At 58.0% G+C, this 20109-nt stretch carries 8 protein-coding genes; all 8 read left to right on the forward strand.

Going from position 1 to position 20109, the window contains the following annotated elements:
- Window positions 1-113 precede the first annotated feature (113 nt).
- The 8 genes from AC2FIT_RS09295 to AC2FIT_RS09330 all read left to right on the forward strand — a co-directional run bounded on the left by AC2FIT_RS09295 (window position 114) and on the right by AC2FIT_RS09330 (window position 20086).
- Entirely contained in the window at window positions 114-7619 is a 7506-nt protein-coding gene (locus tag AC2FIT_RS09295; RefSeq protein ID WP_496828786.1) for an SDR family oxidoreductase, read from the forward strand.
- A complete protein-coding gene (locus tag AC2FIT_RS09300; RefSeq protein ID WP_496828788.1) occupies window positions 7616-12307 on the forward strand; it encodes a type I polyketide synthase in 4692 nt (1563 codons plus the stop codon). The genes AC2FIT_RS09295 and AC2FIT_RS09300 overlap by 4 nt, the downstream gene beginning before the upstream one ends.
- Before the next feature lie 5 nt (window positions 12308-12312).
- The gene (locus AC2FIT_RS09305; RefSeq protein ID WP_496828790.1) at window positions 12313-12609 is read left to right on the forward strand and encodes an acyl carrier protein; all 297 of its coding nucleotides are present in this window, start codon (window positions 12313-12315) and stop codon (window positions 12607-12609) included.
- A complete protein-coding gene (locus AC2FIT_RS09310) occupies window positions 12602-14206 on the forward strand; it encodes an alkaline phosphatase family protein (RefSeq protein WP_496828792.1) in 1605 nt (534 codons plus the stop codon). Before AC2FIT_RS09305 ends, AC2FIT_RS09310 begins: the two co-directional genes overlap by 8 nt.
- Window positions 14157-15131, forward strand: coding sequence for an alpha/beta fold hydrolase (locus AC2FIT_RS09315; protein ID WP_496828794.1), 975 nt, complete (start codon window positions 14157-14159; stop codon window positions 15129-15131). Before AC2FIT_RS09310 ends, AC2FIT_RS09315 begins: the two co-directional genes overlap by 50 nt.
- On the forward strand, window positions 15124-17742 hold the full coding sequence (locus AC2FIT_RS09320) for an NAD-dependent epimerase/dehydratase family protein (RefSeq protein ID WP_496828796.1): 2619 nt from the start codon (window positions 15124-15126) through the stop codon (window positions 17740-17742). Before AC2FIT_RS09315 ends, AC2FIT_RS09320 begins: the two co-directional genes overlap by 8 nt.
- Before the next feature lie 61 nt (window positions 17743-17803).
- A complete protein-coding gene (locus AC2FIT_RS09325) occupies window positions 17804-19081 on the forward strand; it encodes a tetratricopeptide repeat protein (protein ID WP_496828798.1) in 1278 nt (425 codons plus the stop codon).
- Window positions 19082-19123: 42 nt separating this feature from the next.
- Complete coding sequence (locus AC2FIT_RS09330; RefSeq protein ID WP_496828800.1) at window positions 19124-20086, forward strand: NAD-dependent epimerase/dehydratase family protein; 963 nt, start codon at window positions 19124-19126, stop codon at window positions 20084-20086.
- Window positions 20087-20109: the final 23 nt, after the last annotated feature.

Raw genomic sequence — 20109 nt, forward strand, 5'->3', positions numbered from 1 at the left:
CGCTCATAGTAATTCTCTGGAGCGGTAATCTGACAAAACGCGATCTACGCGTAGCTTTGCGCTGATTTATTAGTAGGTGGTTCGGAGTAAGCGCGGGCCAGGAGTTGAGACCGATGCTTGATTATTTGACGGACAAGAGTTTTGAAGTCATTGGGTTTTCAATCCCAAACTACCTCGGATCAAAAGTACCGCATGCAGCGTGCAAGGCGAAACATGTTGGCTGCCTTGACCTTGAATATGCTGATCCGACGCGATTGGACGTTTTGACCGCAGTCACCGATCTGCGTGCCGCTGCGCCAGCGTTATGGGGGCTAAAGCTCACATCGATGGGTCTCGACGCCGCGCTGGATTCGGATCTGTTTTGCGACGGGGCTCCGCACACGATTGTAATTGTCGGAGAGCTTGCGAAGGCCACTGGCGGGACGATCGCTCGGCTGAGGTCCGAGGCACCCGAAACTCGTGTGCTGGTCGAAGTTGTTTCGCGGTCGCAAATTGCCCTGGAGGGCGATCTTGCCCCAGACGGCTGGCTGGCCAAGGGACATGAAGCCGGAGGGCGAAGCGGAGACGAGACGGCGTTTATCCTTCTTCAGGCGCTGCGTCAGGTTACCGATTTGCCGATCATCGTACACGGTGGCGTCGGGCCGGATACGGTTGCTGCGCTTCGCTTGGCTGGTGCGGCAGGGGTTGCATTGGATTGGCCCCTTGCGCTGCTGGATGAGGCCCTGACACCTGCACCGATGCACCGGGCGCTGAAAGTTTTCGACGGCAGCGAAACGCTTCACGTCGCGGGTGTCGACAATATCGGGTACCGGATGTTCTGGAGACCTGATCACGCCCCGGCACGTTCAGTGAAGGAAGTGGCAGATGCCAGCCCCTCCGCACTCGCTGCAGCGGTAGCAGATCTCTTGGACCCAGCTACTGGCGGTGGTGTCTGGTTGGTGGGTCAGGATGCATGTTTCGCCAAGCCGATGCTTGAAAAATATGGGCGAGTGGGCACTGCTTTGAATGATCTGTTGGCGCGTTCCAAAGACCAGATTGCTTCGGCGCATGCGCAGCGTGCTTTGGCGCGCAACAGCGCTTTTGCACAGAAACTGGGTACCGAATTTCCGATACTTCAGGGCCCGATGACCCGGGTAAGCGACCGCGCGGCCTTTGCTGATTGCGTTGCCGATGGCGGTGGGTTGCCATTCATCGCACTTGCGCTCATGCGGGGCAAAGAGGCCAACGAACTTGTCACTGAAACCAAGGCATTGCTAGGCAATAAGCCTTGGGGAGTAGGCGTGCTGGGCTTTGTAGATGACGCTCTGCGCGAAGAGCAGTTAGAGATCATTCTGCGGAACGCGCCGGACTTTGCCCTGATCGCGGGTGGGCGGCCGGACCAAGCACTAAGGCTCGAAAAGTCCGGAATCCCGACGTTCCTGCATGTGCCATCACCGGGGCTACTCAAAGTCTTTCTGGAGCAGGGATCGCGGCGCTTCATCTTTGAAGGAAGGGAATGTGGTGGTCATGTAGGGCCGCGGTCGAGTGCGGTGTTGTGGCAGCAGGCAATGGACACATTGCGCGCATTCTACGGCAGCGATCCAATGGACTGTCAGATCTTGTTCGCTGGAGGCATTCATGACGCATGCAGCTCGGCGATGGTTGCCACAATTGCGGCCGACGCGGTGGCGCAGGGCGCCGAAGTCGGTGTTCTCATGGGGAGCGCCTACATCCTGACAAAGGAGGCCGTCGCCGCAGGCGCGGTGGTGCAGCGGTACCAGGACCTCGTTCTGGGTGCGCGTGAAACCGTGCTGCTGGAATCCGGTGTCGGCCATGCGACTCGTGTCGTCCGAAGCGCGATCGCGGACGAATTCCAAAGCGAAAAGGCCCGACTGCTGGCTGAAGGTGTCGAGGCCGAAGATATAAAGGATGCGCTCGAGCGGTTTAATGTCGGCAGGTCTCGCGTCGCCTCCAAAGGCATCGACCGAAATCCGAACTTCGGAAAAGTCGATGGGGCAGCAAAATACATCGAAGTACCCGAAGCCGATCAGGAACGGCAAGGGGTGTACATGATCGGACAATTGGCGTCGCTGCGCGACAGCGCGTCGACTATTGCCGATTTACACGCGGACGTCTGCGATGGGGCAGTCTCTTATTTGAAAGAGGCCGTGCCGGAGGCGCCGCGACAGGAAGCATTCGTCGAAGGCCCGGGGTCACGCGTCGCGATTACCGGTATTTCGACCATTTTGCCGAAAGCGCAGGATCAGTTTCAGTTCTGGGAAAATATTCTCGACAAGGTGGATGCGATCACCGAAGTACCCGACCGAAGGTGGGACTGGCGGCGGTATTTTGACGAAGACCGGGATGCGCCAGATAAATCCTATTCCCGCTGGGGCGGGTTCGTGGATGAGATGCCTTTTGATCCGATCCGCTACGGTATTCCACCGAATTCGATGGCCAGTGTAGAACCGCTGCAGTTGCTGACGCTGGAACTCGTGCGCAAGGCGCTTGAGGACGCCGGGTTCGAAGACGGTGTAATCCCGGATGCTGCACTTCGGCGCCGCACGTCCGTCATCATTGGCGTAGGCGGCGGCGCAGCGCCCATGGGTCAACAATATGCGGTGCGTGCGACCTTGCCAGCGCTTTTGGGCCAGGTGCCCGAGGCGGTTACCGAGCGGCTACCGCAATGGACCGAGGACAGTTTTCCAGGGGTTTTACTGAACGTGATCGCGGGTCGCGTCGCGAACCGGTTCGATCTGGGCGGTGTGAACTTCACTGTCGACGCAGCATGTGGATCTTCCCTCGCGGCAGTGATGACCGGTGTGCGCGAGCTTGAGACCGGGACATCCGACATGGTGATTGTTGCGGGCGTCGATGCGTTCATGAGCCCATTCGATTTCGTCGCTTTCTCCAAGACACGGGCGTTGTCCGCCCGTGGCCGGTGCCGGACTTTTGATGCCAGTGCGGATGGAATTGCAATCTCGGAAGGGCTGGTGGCAATGGTGTTGCGCCCGTTAGAAGCCGCCGAGGCAACCAGTGACCGGATCTATGCCGTTCTCCGCGGTGTGGCAGGTGCATCGGACGGGCGCGATCTGTCGCTGACGGCTCCGCGGCCAGAAGGGCAGCAGGAAACGTTGCGCAGAGCCTATGAGCGGGCAGGTATTTCTCCGTCGAGCGTTGGCCTCGTTGAAGCCCACGGTACGGGGACGATCGTGGGTGACCGTACCGAAGTTCAAAGCCTGACCAGCGTGTTCGGACCCACGCGCGCTGACAAACAGTTCTGCGCGATCGGGTCTGTCAAGTCGATGATCGGCCATACGAAGGCGGCGGCTGGCTGTGCCGGGATGGCCAAGATGGCGTTGGCGCTGCACCACCGTATCTTGCCGCCGACCATGCATGTGGTCGAGCCGAACCCGACCGCGAACTTCCAGGAAAGTCCGTTTTATCCAAATGTCGATGCCCGGCCGTGGATGAAAACCGGAGCCAGCCCAAGGCGGGCGGGCGTGAGCGCTTTCGGATTTGGTGGCACGAATTTCCACGCCGTGCTCGAGGAATATGATGGTGGATACCTGCCACGGCATCAGGCCCCGGTCCGACAAAATTGGAGCCATGAGTTACTGTTGTTTTCAGCAGACGACCCAGCGGCTCTGGTGACGGACTTGCGAAAGGCGGCCACCGCTTTCGAGACAGAGGCGTGGACTTTGCGCGACGTTGCAGCCAGCCTTGCGGCGCGGTTTGACGCGGGTGCCGGTGCCCGCTTCGCCATGGTGGCAAGCTCGCTTGCCGATGCAGCGACGCGCATCGTTGCTGCGGCGAGCGCGATAGAAACAGGTGCGACGGATATGCGCGAGGTCGATCCGTTAGGCGCCTATGTTGCGCAAGGTAAACCGCTGAAGACTGATCAGATTGCGTTCCTGTTTCCGGGGCAGGGGTCACAATATCCCAACATGGCAGCCGGTCTGACTATGTATTTCCCGGCCATGCGCAAATCGCTCGACGCGGCGCATGAGCATTTGCGCGATTTGCTCGATTTGAGCTTTGCCGATCAGATTTATCCGCGGCCCGCAATGTCGGAGGCTGAGAAATCAGAGCAGGTAAAACGCCTGATGCGTACGGATGTGGCGCAGCCGGCAATTGGAGCTATCTCAAGCGGTATACTGTCACTTTTAAGGGTGTTCGGAGCGGATGCGGGTGCAGTGGCCGGTCACAGTTTTGGTGAATTGTCGGCGCTGAGCGCGGCGGGCGCTTTTGGTGAGCGAGAACTGTGGTCTTTGGCGCATGCGCGCGGTGACGCCATGATTAGCGAGGGTGGCGACGATCTCGGAACGATGACCGCGGTGAGTGCCTCTGAAAACGAGATCCGCGAAGCCGTATCTGATCTGACTGGCGTCACATTCGCCAATTACAACGCTCCCACGCAAACGGTGTTGGCAGGAGCGGAAGATGACCTGGCGCGCGTTGAAAACGTGCTGCATGCAGCGAAGATTGGTGCGCGCCGTTTACCGGTCGCCTGCGCATTCCACTCTGAATTCGTAGCCCCTGCGCGGGACAAGTTGGCCCGGGCCATTGCCGATACGCCCATGACGGCGCCGAAACTGCCGGTGTTTGCCAATGAGACGGCCGCCACGTACCCGCGAGATGCCGAGGCTGTGGCCGAAACACTTACCCGACACCTGACGCAGCCAGTTCGTTTCATGGGCAGTATTGAAGCAATGTACGAGAGCGGCATTCGGTTGTTTGTTGAAGTGGGGCCGAACGCAGTGTTGTCGCGCCTCACAAAGCCCATTCTGGGCGACAAGAGCCATCTGGCGGTCGCGACCGATATTGAGGGGCGGAGCGGCGTACACCAGTTCCTCGCGGCTTTAGGCGCGATGAGCGCTGCGGGGGTAAAGCTCGACCTCGGCGCCTTGTGGAAGGATCGTGCGAATACGTCCGTCGACGTCGTGAACTGGAAGCCAGAAGAAGAAACAGAAAACGGATTGCTTTGGATGGTTGATCTGGCCGCTGTTCGGCCAGCGGGAAAAGAGGTTTCGCGCATCGGACTGGCGGCCCGGATCGAAGACGATACTGTGATGATACCACCTTCTCCTTCCGTTTCGCCTGCACCAGTTCCTGAGCCTGCCACAGGGCCGATGATTTCGATCCCCGGACAGGGTTCTGAAGCTGCGGTCGGCGTTATGCGCAAGCACTTTGCGCTCATGGAGCAGATGCTCGAAAACCACCAGTCGACCATGCAAATGTTGCTGGGTGGCGCTGCTGCGCCTTCCACAAACGGGCCCGACATCGCGATCGCGCCAGTTCCAACGCCATCAACTGTTGAGCCGAAACCGTCAGAACCGCGGGCGGCTGAAACTATCGCGGTGCATGCTGACCCGGCACCTTCGCCGTACGCGACTCCCTGCGACGCGCAACAAGTGACCCACAAGCTGCTGGAGTTGATATCTGAACGTACAGGTTATCCACCGGAAATGCTGGGCCGCGAGATGAACCTTGAGGCCGATCTGGGCATCGACTCCATCAAGCGGGTGGAGATTCTGGCCAGCCTGCGCCTGCACTTCCTCGTCGAAGCGGGTGAAACGGCACACGAGCTGATGGGTCCGGTAGCACGCGAACGGAGCGTGGATGGGATTGTGGCGCGGTTTATGGAGGTGGTGGATGCCGTCAGCAGCGAAGCGCCTGCGGCGGCCACAGCTGCTCAGGCGAAGGCTGACCCAGTCTCGTCGAATCCTGAACCGGAAGGGGTAGCCCGAAAGCTACTGGAATTGATATCTGAACGTACAGGTTATCCACCGGAAATGCTGGGCCGCGAGATGAACCTTGAGGCCGATCTGGGCATCGACTCCATCAAGCGGGTGGAGATTCTGGCCAGCCTGCGCCTGCACTTCCTCGTCGAAGCGGGTGAAACGGCACACGAGCTGATGGGTCCGGTAGCACGCGAACGGAGCGTGGATGGGATTGTGGCGCGGTTTATGGAGGTGGTGGATGCCGTAAGCGGCGATGTACCTAAGCCTACCAGTGTTTCCGCGGTAGAGGACGCAATATCTGAGCCAAGCTATACGGACGGACAAACACGCCGCTTTGTCATGGTGCCATCAACCACATCTGCGGTGCACTCCAAACCCTGGGTTTCACCCGGTGCGGCCTATGTCATAACCGAGGACGGGCAGGGGGTAGCCACCGCTCTCGCCGCGCGTATTGAGGGCGCGGGTGGCGTGCCGATTGTTTTGCCAGTTGAAGGTCTGACGCCCGAAGATGTGGCGTCGGCGGCTGAAGGTCATAGCGTTGCGGGTCTTTTGCATTGCGCGCCTCTGGCCTCTGCTGACGAAGTGTCTCTTGAGGCCAAGCGCCTGATAGCGCAGGTGCGCTCGTCGACCGAAAGCTTGTATCTCATCCTGTCGGTAGTTGGTCCGGCTCTGGCGACCCGGTCTGATGCGGTCATTGTCGTGGCAACGCGTATGGGCGGCTCATTTGGGTTCGATGAAAACACCACACTGGACCCGACGGCTGGTGGACCAGTTGGTGTTCTCAAGACCCTCGACAAGGAATGGGCCGCGGCTCATGTCCGTGCAGTCGACGTAGCGGAGACTTACGGGCCTGAAGACATTGCTGGTATCATCTACGACGAGGCCGGGCGCCGGGATGACGCGGTCGAGATTGGTTGGGTTGATGGTAAGCGTGTGGAGCTTTTGGCCGAACCGCGTCCAATTTCATTGATCGAGGGTGCGAAGGACCAGAAACTTCTGGGCCAAGGTTCTGTCGTACTGGCGACAGGTGGCGCGCGCGGGATCACAGCGCGGTGTCTGCTTTGGCTGGCAAGGAAATATCAGCCCCGCCTTGTCGTCGCAGGATCCTCTCCGGTTCCTGATGCAGAGGAATCGGCTGAAACGGCGGCTATCACCGACCCGATGGCCCTGCGAGCTTATCTGGCACAGCAGGCTAAGGCAGAAGGCGCAAAAATCAGCATTGCCGAGATCGAGCGTACCAGCCGTGCTCTTCTAAAGGCGCGTGAAATCCGTGCCAATATCGCCGCTCTAGAAGCGGCCGGGGCGCAGGTCGACTACCATCAGTGCGACGTGCGGGACGGTGCAGCGTTCACCAGTTTCATTGAAAGGCTTTACGAAACCTATGGACGCATAGACGGGGTTATCCACGGTGCGGGTTTGATCGAGGATCAACTGGTCATCGACAAGACGCTCGACAGCTACCGCAGGGTCATGGCCACCAAGGCCGAGAGCGCCTTTATCCTTGTGCAGGCCCTGCAGCCGGAAACCGTCAAGTTCTGCGCGTTCTTCACATCAGTTGCGGGGCGCTTTGGCAACCGCGGGCAGGGTGATTACGGTGCCGCGAATGAGATTGTTTCAAAGCTGGCCCGCCGTCTGGATCAAGCTTGGCAGGGTCGTGTTGTCGCGCTCAGCTGGGGACCCTGGGACAGTGACGGCATGGTTTCGGACGAGGTCAAAGCGCAGTTTGAGGCATTGGGTATTGAGGCGCTTGATCCTGACCTTGGAATTCGCGCGCTCGAGGCCGAGATCCTTAGCGATACCGATCGTGTGCCTGAAGTTGTCTGGGGTCTTGGTCCCTGGACCAGCGATCTGACTGACGACCTCCAGTCAAAAGACACGATCAAGGCCGCCGAATGAAAGAGGATAGGCCCGATATTCAAGCTGCGGACACATCGTGCGAACCCATCGCGATTGTGGGCATGGGATGTGTATTTCCCAAAGCCCGAAACAAGGCGGCCTTTTGGCGCAACATTGTGGACAAGGTCGATGCCGTCACGGAAGCGCCTGAAGACTGGGATGGAGCGCAATACCTGGACCCGAACAGCGATGCCAATGACCGCGTCTACACCAATCGGGGCGGGTTTCTCGGGGATCTGGCGCGGTTCGATCCTTTGCGGCATGGCGTAATGCCAAACTCTGTCGATGGTGGCGAGCCGGACCAGTTTCTGGCACTGGAGATTGCAGCTGACGCGGTCGAGGATGCGCAGTTCGAGATGCGCCCTGTACCCGGTGATCGGGTGGCGGTGATCTTGGGCCGCGGAACCTATATCAATCGCGGGTTTGCAAATGTAGTCCAGCATGGAGTGATGGTGGACAGGGTGATCGACATCCTGCGCACCTTACATCCCGATACCGGTGATGAAGAGGCCGACGCGCTCAAGGCGGAACTCAAGGCATCACTCCCCCCCTTCAATTCAGAGATGGCGGCAGCACTGGTCCCAAACCTCGTGACAGGGCGAATTTCAAATCGGCTGAACTTTCGAGGCGCCAACTACATTATCGACGCTGCCTGTGCCTCTTCCCTCGTGGCGCTGGATCGCGGTGTTGCGGACCTGCGCGCGGGTTCTTGCGACATGGCGCTTGTTGGCGGTGTTCATGCGTCAACCCCAGCCCCGATCTATCAAATTTTCTGCCAATTGGGAGCATTGTCGCGCAAGGGCAAAATCCGGCCTTTTTCGGCCGAAGCAGACGGGACGCTGCTGGCAGAGGGCGTTGGCATACTGTGCATAAAGCGTTTGTCCGATGCCGAATTGGCCGGTGATCGGATTTACGCGCTGGTGCGCAGCGTTGGTGTGGCGAGCGACGGCAAGGGCATGTCGATCCTTGCACCCCGCATCGAAGGCGAGCGTCTTGCGATCCGTCGGGCCTATGTGTCGGCTAACGTGACGCCGGATACGGTCGGACTGGTCGAAGCGCACGGTACGGCAACCAGCGTTGGTGACGCGACCGAGATTGACGCGCTGAAGGCTGAATTCGGGAACATGAAACAGGGCTGTGCCATAGGGTCGGTCAAATCAATGATAGGGCATTGCCTGCCCGCCTCGGGGTCTGCCGGGCTGATCAAAGCCGCGCTGGCGCTGCATCACCGGGTATTGCCACCAACTCTGATCGATACATCCAGCCCCGACCTGGGTCTTGATGACACCGGGTTCTACCTCAACACCGAAGCGCGCCCATGGATTCACGGTCGCGAAACTCCGAGACGCGCAGGCGTGAATGCGTTTGGGTTTGGGGGGATCAATTCGCACGCAATCCTAGAGGAATATCGCGGGGCAGCGGAACCAAAGGCAGCGGTGTCACGTCCCTCCGAGATAATTGCAATGGCTGCGCCAGATCAGGAGCAGTCGCTGTCTCTGATCGAAGCGGTCGCAAGAAAGGTTCACCAAGCCGATGACCTGACCGCCTGCGCAGCCGCGTTGAATGCGAAGACCGGTGCCGGACGGGTGCGCATGGCCGTGACAGGCGGGACACGGGAAGATATTCTTGCTCGTCTCGATCAGATCAAGGCGGCACTGCAGAAAGGCCGGAAACGCCTGCGCGACCGGCGCGGTGCATACATGTCAGCTGAGCCGCTTGCGGAAACAGGCAAGGTCGCCTTCCTGTTTCCGGGCGAGGGCAGCCAGTATCGCAGCATGTTGGCCCCGCTGATGCTGCATTTTCCGCGCATGCGTGAGTGGTTCGATATCGTAGACGGAGCCTATCCCGATGAATCAGGCCGGACGCGGGTCAGCCATGTGTTTTTCCCGCCACCGCTGGAGGTGCCGCCGGACGCTGATCTTTGGCGGATGGATGTTGGACCCGAGGCGATCTACGCGGCCAATATGGCGATGGCCACTCTGTATCAGCAGATCGGGCTGAAGCCAGACATGTTACTCGGCCACTCAACAGGAGAATATGCGGCGCTTTCGGCGGCTGGCGTGACCAAACATGAGGATGTGTCGCACCTTCAAAGGGATATTCGCGATCTGAACGCGGTTTTTGCCGCTGCCGAACGGGATGATGCGATTGCCAAAGGCACGCTCTTCACGATCGGCCCGGTGAATGTGACCAAGTTGCGAGCTGCGCTTGAGGCGCGCGATGACGTCTTTCTTGGCATGGACAATTGCGCAGCACAGCAGGTGGTCGTGGCAACAAGTGCCAAGGCTGCGGATTGGGTGCCTGAACTGGCAAAGTCGCTGGGCGGCTTCTGTGATACCTTGCCCTTTGGTCGCGCGTATCATTGTCCTGCATTCGCACCGTTTAGCGGGCGGCTCGAAGAGTTTCTTAGTCAAATCGACATCTGCGCACCGAAGCTGCCGGTCTATTCCTGTCTGACCACCAAGCCGTTCCCGAATACCTCCAAAGACATAAAGTCTTGGATGGCCACGCAATGGTCCAGCGAGGTGCGTTTTCAGGACACGATACGGCGCATGTATGACGACGGCGCGCGTATCTTTGTCGAATGCGGTCCGCGGAACAATCTGACGTCGTTTGTCGGGGACGTGCTGCGCAAACAACCGCATGTGACCGTAGCTGCCGATACAGTCGGGCGGCAGGGGCTCACCCAGTTGCATCATCTGGCCGCCCAGCTATTTGCCGAGGGGATGCCTCTTGATCTGGATGCGCTCTCTGGCACGGCGGAAACCGTGCAGAGTAATGCGAAACCGCTGAAGATGGGCTTGCAACCGATGACGTTGGGCGCAGGCCGGCGTCCTGCGCGTAAACGGCAAGCCCAGCAAGCGCCTGAAAAGATCACCCCCGACGGGCCCCCTGCCGCATCATCGCCGCTCGAGACCCTGATCGATGGTTATTTCGACACGATGCACAAGATGATGCAGACGGAACAGAACGTCATGCAGGCCTTCTTCGCAGGAGGGAACACACAGCCCGCGGACGCCGCGCCCAATGCAGGCGACCGTTTCCCGATGCTGAGCGAAGTGGATGTGAGCGCCGACGCCCGGTCGCTGCACGCGCTGATCCATCTTAATCACCAGATTGCGCCTTATCTTGCCGATCACGCGTTTGGCCGTGCAATTTCCGTGAATGATCCAGATCGGCATGGTCTGAGCATTGTGCCGCTTACCTTTACGATGGAAGCGTTGGCTGAGGCCGCTGCTGCACTACGACCAGATCTGAGGGTCGTGGGTCTTCGCGAAGTGCGCGCCTCGCGATGGATCACTGTTGAAAAGCCGTTGTCGCGGAAACTTGAGGTCACGGCGGAGTATCTGGCCGTTGAAGGCGATAAAACGATCATCCGGACCCGCATTCGCGATGCTCAAGGTCCGGTCCTGCGCCCGGTGATTGCGGAAGCTGATATCGAGCTGGCCGCATATTACGCACCTGCGCCTACCGCGTCGGCCTCTGCCTTCGGGGGCGCGAAAGAAACGCTCTGGTCATTGAAGGATGTCTATGAACGCATCATGTTTCACGGGCCGCGCCTGCAGGCCGTGAAATCTATGCATGTTGCTGCACCTACCGCTGCTGAAGGTGTGTTGGTTGGGTTGCCGCAAGACAGTCTTTTTGCCGCCACGCGCGCCCCGGCATTTGAAATTGATGCCATCACGCTGGATGCCGTCGGTCAGTTGGTTGGAGTCTGGTCAGCGGACCAATTGGACACGGCCTTTCACATTTTCCCATTCCGTGTAGAGCACGTTGAGATTTTCCGCCAGATGCTTGCTCCGGACGAAGAGGCGACTTGCCGTTGTGATATAAAGCTTTTGAACACCGATGAGATGCGGTCGGACATTGATGTGGTGACGGCAGACGGGCATCTTATATGCCGCATCAAGGGTTGGTGGGACAAGCGCTTTAATCTGCCGGATCCGTTCTTCCACGCGCGGTTGGACCCTGCTGGGAATGCGCTGTCGCGGGTCATTGAGATCGCACCGCTTGACGGTTTGAAAATCGTGATCACGGAATGCATCACCGACGGTTTGCTGGCCAACAACGGGGGAATTTGGGCAGGCGTGTTGGCTGGGCTCGTCCTGTCGGACAGCGAGGCGGCGCTTTTGCGCGCCCATGGCGGCTCGGAAACCGAAAGGTTCGACTGGTTGCGCCAGCGGGTCGCGGCCAAGGATGCCGTTCGCGCCTGGCGAAGTTCGGGACTGTGTCCGGCGGACATCGAGATTGAAAATATTTCTAACAATCAAATGCGCGTGGCAGCGGGCTGGCCTGCAGATTGGGGGACAGCTCCGCGGATCGTGAGCGCGTGTGTCGGGCAGACGGTTGTCGCTGTCGCGACAGATCCCGGAGAATATACCAATCTGTACATGGGGGGCGCCAGCCTCGCCGCAGATGGAATGATGGCGGATTTGAGTGCCGCTGACGCGGCCCTGCTGCCGTCCGAGCCAAACCTTCGCGCATCTGCGATTTCCTGCCTGCGCGCCTTGCGACAGGCGATGGGGCAGGGCGCACGTATCACGCAACTCAACACTGCGAAGGGGTACGCCATTGTGCAAAGACCCGGCACCACCGACCCGCTGAAAGTCCGTTTCGTTGAGGACGGAAGGTCAGGCGTCGTCATCGCTCTTCTCGCAGAAACACATCGAATAAAGGAAAAGGAGTGAGTCCAATGCCAGTTGCCATTGAAACGGCCAAGACTGCGATGCGCGAAATTTTCCATGATCTGGCAGAGGACCTGGAGGAGGAGCCGGTTGAATTCACCGCCGATACCAAACTGGTGGATCTGGGCGTGGAGTCGATCAGCCTGATCTATCTCATTTCGGAACTGCAGCAGCACTTCAATCTTGAGGAGCGGTTGTTCCAACACCTGCGTGAAACCGAGCGGCTTCTGGTGGATATGCAGGTCAGCGACATTCTCAACGGCGTTGTCGAGGCATCTGCCGGTCAGGAGGTGAGAAATGCCTGAAAGATATGTCAAAACGCTGCTCATCGGCCTAGATGGGGCGACCTACGATATCCTCGACCCGCTTGTGTCCGAAGGCGTCATGCCCAATCTCGGTCGGTTGATGGAAGGTGGTAGCCGAGGCATTCTGCGTTCAACCATGCACCCTCTCACACCGCCTGCCTGGGCGACGCTCATGACTGGGCGATCACCCGGCAACCATGGCGTATTCGACTTTATCCGGGTGGACCGGACAAACAGCACGCCGACCTACACTCTTACCACATCCGCCGACCTCAAGGTGCCAACAATCTGGCAGATCGCGTCCGAAGCAGGCATGCGGGTCACGACATTGAACTACCCCACCATGTTCCCGGTCAAACCGATCGATGGTGTGGTCATCCCGGGTTATGTGCCGTGGTCCTATCTTGGCCGTGCAATCTATCCCCGCGAAACATACAAAATGCTCAAAGAGGAAGGCGTTTTCAAAGCACGCGAGATGTCGACTGATTGGCAGCACGAGCGAAAAGCCGTGCAGGGGCTCGCAGAGAATGACCTGCAGGATTGGGTTCAGTTCCATATCACGCGCGAGCGACGCTGGTTCGAGATCACTCTGAAGTTGATGGAACGCGTGCCGAGTGAACTGACATCCGTTCTTTTTGATGGTGTCGACCGTATTCAGCACCTTTGTTACCACCTCATCGATCCGGCGACGCGTGGCGACTATACATCTCAGAGTTCGGTCAGGGCGCGCGACTTGGCGCTGCAGTATTTCCGTGATGTGGACAACTACATTGCCCAGATGGTTGCAAAAGCTGGTGATCAGGCAAGCGTGATCATTGCCTCGGATCATGGGTTTACGCGGTCCGGTGCGCGGATTTTCTATGCGAACAGCTGGCTGGAAAGCTTGGGTATGTTGAAATGGAAAGCCGATGTGCCTTTCGACAATCAGGGGCGTGTGGCACTTGATGAAAATACCGAGGCTACAACGCTCATCGATTGGGGCCCAACCAAAGCCTATGCGCTCAGTTCCTCAAGCAATGCGATTTTCATCCGAGTGGCGTCGGGAAACGATCCGGATGGAGTACCCCCCGAGCAATACGAAGCCTTTCGCGATGATTTGATTTCCAAGCTAAAGAGCCTTGTTGATACCGCTTCTGGAAAACCGGTCGTTCGCGATGTGTTCACGCGCGAGATGGCGTTCCCCGGAACAGAAAGCGCGCGGGCCCCTGATCTGACCCTGCAGATGGCGGATTATTCCTTTCTTTCTGTGTTGCGCGCGGATGAGCCGGTCAAGGACCGGAAGATCCCTTATGCAACGCATCACCCGGATGGGGTCATAATTGCCAGCGGCCCCGCTATCAAATCATCTGGACGGGTCGAACCGATGCGCATCGTTGATGTGGCTCCGACGGTGCTTTATTCCTTGGGCCTCGATATTCCGAGCAGCTTCGAGGGCCGGGTGGGTACGGACCTCTTTGATCCTGCATATGTCGCAACCCACGTGCCAGAGGTTTCCGATACCGCCGGCAAAGAAGCGGGAACAGACAGCAGCGAAACTCTTACCGGCGATGCCGAAGAGCAGATTAGAGCGCGCCTTAAAGCGCTTGGATATTTGTGATGATACCATGCCACGCATAGAAATAGACGGAACAAAACTCCACTATCAGCAAATTGGATCCGGGACCAATTTGCTGCTTGTCCACGGTCTGTTTTCAAGCATTGGGTTCTGGTGGGGTCCTGTGGCGTTCACATTGGCGAAGAACCATCGCGTCACAGCTCTTGATCTGCGCGGGCATGGGCTGTCGGGCATGACCCAGCGGGGCTACAGCGCAAATGACCTGGCAAAAGACATTCTTGCCTTGGCAGACCATCTGGGCTTGCGTGATATTCATGTTGTTGGACATAGCTATGGTGGTGCCATTGCGCTGGCCGCAGCACTTCAGGCCAGAGATAAGATCATACGCATCACTCTTGCAGATGCCTGGGTCCCAGCCTTGCAGGCTCAGACTTATACTCCCAATCTCAGAAAATGGTCGGCTCTTAAAGAGAAGCTGAAATTGAAGGGCTTACAAGGAGAGGGCGACTGGCCGATGGTGGCCATGGCTTTCCTTGAAGAAATTGCGGAAGCGCCGGACGACACCCTCGCAAATATGCAACGCGGGCAGTATGGGCGTGGCTGGATGCCGACAAAGCACAATTCCAACGCCATACGGCGCTGGCGGCGACTGATGGCAACAACACATGCCTGGAAAGAGTTCTCTGCAACAAGCGTGCTAACGAGCGCAGCGCTTCGGAAACTCGAGACACCCGTCCATATAATTTACGGCAAAAAGTCTGGCTACCACCAAACCCGGGACGCATTGCTGAAACACCTGCCCAATGCGACCAATCACGAAGTATCAGGTGGTCACTACTTCCCGCTTCTGCAGCCGCGCGGGCTTACTGATCTGATCGCGAACCCGCCGAAAACAGCCGCGTCAAGCGTTCAATTTCAGTCGCGTAGAGAGTTGGCCGATCAGTCAATGGAATATGACCGTGGCTAAGGATAACTCATTCGACACAACTGCCGGAAGCGGCGACGGGCTGAACAGCGGAAATTTCCGCCAGTTGGCCAAGAACGGCATAGGCGATCCCGACAATGCCTATGTCCACGGGATGGATTTTTTCGAAGGGCGTCTATACTGCGGTATGACGCGCAACTCATTTAAATTGCTAAAACTTTTCCCGCCGATTGATCCGCCTGCACTGGATCCCTGGCCCGTGGACGTGCCACCAAAGGTGCAGGACTTGGATATGCAGGGACAAATCTGGCGATGGACACCCGGTGAAGACACATGGGAGATGGCTTACCGTTCACCGATGATCCCAGGCAAGCAAGGCGAGCCTGCACCTCGGGATCTGGGGTATCGCGGCATGACCGTTTTTCAGGGGGACTCCGACCCGAAACCCGTTCTGTACGTTTCAACGATGTCGACAGTACTGCGCGGGTGCGCGGCCCATGTCTTACGATCCGAAGACGGGCTGAATTTTGAGCCAGCATCCGAACCCGGGATCGGCAACGACAGCATTTCGACATTTCGCGAGTTGGTTTCTTTTGACGGTTACCTTTATGCCCCGCCTGCGGGTGAGGGCATCCAGTTCAATTCAAACAGAACCGGCGTGATCAAGCGTTCGAGAGATCCCAAGCCCGGAAACTGGGAAGTGGCTATGGACGTTGGATTTGGCGATCCCAATAACAACGGCGTCTTCATGATGACCCAGGCGAATGGTCAACTCTACGCAGGCACTTTCAATCACTTTCAAGGCTACCAGATTTGGACCACGCCACCTTGCGGTGACGGGCCACTGCAATGGCGCAAAGTTATAGACCGTGGCGCGTACCGGGGGCCGCTGTCGGAAATCGCAATGGGCATGTGCGAGTTCAATGGGGCCTTGTATGTCGGCAGTTCGATCCAGAACGGCGGTTATGATCGCACCAATCTGGTGGGACCGGGCGCGGGCGAGATTATCCGGATTTGGCCAGATGACAGCTGGGATCTGCTGGTCGGCATGCCACGTGAGACACCGGACGGTATTAAATACCCGCTCTCTGGGATCGGGCCCGGCTTTGACAACCTGTTTTCTGGTTATACCTGGCGGATGTGCGTGCATGACGGATGGTTATATGTTTCGACCTTCGATTGGAGCGTCTTTCTGCAGTATGCGCACCGGCCATCGCCGACATCGCGGCGACTGGTGAATGGTATCGGTTTCGAGCAGCTCGCTCAGATTGGGGGCGGATTTGAGCTTTGGCGGACCAAGGATGGGATCACGTGGGTCCCGGTCACAATAAACGGGATGAACAACCCCTATAATTATGGGGGGCGGACGATGGTTTCGACACCCGTGGGTCTGTGCGTGGGTACAGCTAACCCGTTCGGGGGGTTGAGCCCGGCCCGCTTTGCATCGCGATGGGAGTATCATGAAAACCCTGACGGAGGAACGGAGGTTTTCCTCGGAAATACCAGCCATGAATCCTACACTGTGCCCGACGCCGCGAAAACCACGGAGGAGGCCTCGGATCATCAGCCCGCTTCTTTCGCCGAGGTGGACTTCGCGATTACTGGCTGCACCGGCTACATTGGCAAGCATCTCGTTCCGAAGTTGTTGGAGCGCGGCTATCGGGTGCGTTGCCTGGTTCTTGCAGGCACGGAGACGGAGTTGCCGGAGAGCGATCAGATTGAATTGATCGTCGGAGATTTGGCCCATGTGGATGCGCTGAAACGGTTGGTAAAGGGCGCGCGCATCGTTCTCCATATGGCGGCGCGTTTGGCCGGGTCCTGCACGGTACCGGAACTTCGCGCGACGAACGTGCAGGGTACGCACGACCTGTTGCGCGCCTGCTCTGATTCACCGGTGCTGGAGCGGTTTGTCTTTTGCAGTTCTGTGGCTGTCTATCAGAACCAGTTCAGTCCGAAAGACTGGCCGATCCACGAATCTCATGCGTTGCGCATAGATGGTGGTCACGACCTCGCCGACTATGGAATGTCCAAGATCGCGGGCGAAAACCTTGTCCGGCATTACGCCAAACATGATGGCTATGCCGGGACTATTTTACGGTTCGCCCTGGTTTATGGAGTCGGCGATCCGATGTTTGATAAAATGGTGCGTGAATCTGCTCCGGCGCCTTTTTTTGGCAAGGGACAGCAAGGGGATCAACAGCGCCAGTTCGTCCATGTGACAGACGCTGTAGAGGCGATACTGCGGGCCTGCTTCGAAGAAAACGCAAAAAACAACGTCTTCAACGTCGCTGGACCGGATGTCGTGACCTATCGTGCGATAGGACGTTTGACCCGCGTATCGATCGGCGCAGCGGTGCGCGAAGATCTGGTGCCGGACCAGACCCGAACCTGGAGTCGATACGTGCAGCAATACGATATTTCTAACGCGAAACGTGACCTTGGGTTCTATCCAAATATTCCTACTTTCGAAGGTTTGCGAGAAATAATTGAGGCCGCGCAGTCGGACGGAGACCTTCCCACTCCCCGATACGAAGCGGGGCACACAGCGCTCCTGACCCAATACGGGATCGGTGGTCTGGCCATGGCACGAGACCCGTTATCGTCATCGTTTGGTCCTGATACCGGCAATGTGCGGGAAGGGCAAAAGAGATGATGAAATCGAATTCATTAAGACCTCGGTCGGCAGCAGCCGCCAGCACAAGCAAGGAGGAAGTATGATGCCCACTATGAACCAGCAAGGACAATGGGAGCCAAGAGTTGCCCAAGTTCCCCAAAACGATCGTCAGCGAGTGCGGTTCATTCGCGGGCTATTGGCTGATGGCCGTGTCGCAGAAGCTCAGTCCGAATTGATCGGGATGATACAGCATGAACCGCAAAATACACGTCTGAAGGTGATGCTTGCGATCAGCTATATGCGGCAAAACCAGTTGGATGAAGCGGCCAATACCCTTGAAGAGGCGATGCAAACAGATCCAAAGAACCGTTTGGCTCCGTTGCTTGCGGCTTATGTCGGCATGCAGGGCAATGACCCGTCATATTCGGAAAAGAATTTCCACAAGGCGCTGGACCTCAATCCAACCTCCATACAGGCGCTGAGCGGCCTTGCGTCCCTGCACGAGCAGCAAAAGCGTCCGGATGCGGCCATCGAAGTTCTTGGTCGCGCCGTGGAAACTGATCCGCAATCGGCAGTCGTTCGCCGTCGCATCGCTGCAGCGCTCGCGCGCCAGGACCGCTATGATGAGGCCAAGGGGCATCTGCAATTCGCACTGGAAATGAAGCCAGCTGATCCGCGAACGACGCTGCAACTCGCAAGGTTGTTTCAGCGTGAAGACAATTACTCCTCGGCGATCAAACTCGTGGAAACCGCGCTTGCAAAAAACGCGGGAGATCCGCTGCTGCTGCAACGATTGGGAGAACTGAAGATCTCGCAAAAGGACTATGCGGGAGCAGAAGCAGCGCTGACCGAGGTTGTGGGGAAGGAAAAGGGCCGTCGCCGAAATTCCAACGCCCGGCTCTCGCTTTCGCGGGCACTGATTGCCCAGAAGAAACTTGAGGCCGCGCGCGAAATTCTGAGTGAGATTAACCGCCCGGCCTTACAGGCAGCCGTGCAGCGTCTTCATGGAGATGCCTTCGCCGCAGAGGACAGAGGTGATGCCGCTGAGCGCAGCTATCGAGCAGCGATGATGCACATCCGCGATGGGCAGTCTGCGTTGGAAAGGGTCGATCTTGCCAAGGCTGACCTGAAAAAGGTGTCGCAGAATAACAAAGAAGTACTGGCGCTATACGTCGCCGAATTCGACGCTCTGCGGGAGGCAAGAAAAGCACGCGCAGAACGGCAAGCGGAGAAAGGACCGAACCAGGAACAGTTGGAAGCTCGTGCTCAGAGGCGTCAACGGCGGCGCACGATGCGCCAGCGGATGGTTATGGCCCGTGCGCGAGGTGCACGCAATAGTGGCGGCGGAGGGTTCCGACCCAACTTAGACAACAGATGATTTGGGGTATCGTTAACCGTCAAGCCAGATGTGGCAGTTGAGATGAAAGTACTTGTTACCGGGCCTTCAGGAGCCGTGGGTCAATACGTGCTCGAAGCGTTGATGCGGACAGACCACCAGATCCGTGTCTTCGCGATGCCGGACTCGATGCACCGCATCAATTATCGTGACAGGATCGAAATGGCGCCGGGCGAGCTCGCCGACCCGGTGGCCCTGAACGAGGCGTTGAAAGATGTTGAGCTGGTCTTTCATACCGCATTGATCAGCCCGCCTCCTGCCATTGATGCGGAAATCCTGGACCACGTGAATGTCGAGGGAACACGCAGTTTGGTTAATGCCTGCCGTGGCAAGGTTTCCCGACTGGTAATGATGTCGTCCAACAACGTCTACGTGCCGCATCGAACGCCGAATCTTTGGCCTTTGACTGACGATGCACCGAGAGAAGCACATGGTAACCCAGCGCAGCAGGCGCTGGGTGAGAGTCTGATACGTGCGGAGGATATAGTATTTGAGGCCGCCGAGACTGGCGCGTTTGACTACGCGATGCTCAGGCCAACGATTGTCTCAGGTCGGAAAAGCCCATTTGTCGAGAACCTGATCACTCAGTTGATCCGTAATGCCGAAGCGGCTGAATCTTTGCGCCGTATGTGGGACACAATGCAGTGGACGCATGGGGTCGACATCGGCAGCGCGGCCTTGCTGGCTGCAGAGCATCCCGACCTGCGCAATCAAAGAATGCTTGTGGCAAGCGATGAGCCAATCACGGCCTATGACGTTCTCTCACTGATGTGGGAAATCATGAATGTCGGACGTGATGACAATCCTTATGCCGAAATAGCCTCGCAAAACAACGTTGGTTTACCAAAGTTCTATCCGGCCAGACTACGCGCGGCCGGTTGGTCTGCGCGCATGACAGCCAAAGACTGCATCCGGGAGGTTCTCGGAAGGCTGGAGTTCTATCATTCCACGGCTGCGAATTTCCCAGCTTATCTGCAGGTGGAATAGATTTTGAGATTACGGAGCGTTGA

This window comes from Ruegeria sp. YTSA135 (assembly GCF_059610165.1).

What these genes read in the sequence shown, in the direction of transcription:
- AC2FIT_RS09295 (WP_496828786.1), top strand. Translation starts at nt 114, where the DNA reads ATGCTTGATTATTTGACGGACAAGAGTTTTGAAGTCATTGGGTTTTCA.
- AC2FIT_RS09300 (WP_496828788.1), top strand. Translation starts at nt 7,616, where the DNA reads ATGAAAGAGGATAGGCCCGATATTCAAGCTGCGGACACATCGTGCGAA.
- AC2FIT_RS09305 (WP_496828790.1), top strand. Translation starts at nt 12,313, where the DNA reads ATGCCAGTTGCCATTGAAACGGCCAAGACTGCGATGCGCGAAATTTTC.
- AC2FIT_RS09310 (WP_496828792.1), top strand. Translation starts at nt 12,602, where the DNA reads ATGCCTGAAAGATATGTCAAAACGCTGCTCATCGGCCTAGATGGGGCG.
- AC2FIT_RS09315 (WP_496828794.1), top strand. Translation starts at nt 14,157, where the DNA reads ATGCCGAAGAGCAGATTAGAGCGCGCCTTAAAGCGCTTGGATATTTGT.
- AC2FIT_RS09325 (WP_496828798.1), top strand. Translation starts at nt 17,804, where the DNA reads ATGATGCCCACTATGAACCAGCAAGGACAATGGGAGCCAAGAGTTGCC.
- AC2FIT_RS09330 (WP_496828800.1), top strand. Translation starts at nt 19,124, where the DNA reads ATGAAAGTACTTGTTACCGGGCCTTCAGGAGCCGTGGGTCAATACGTG.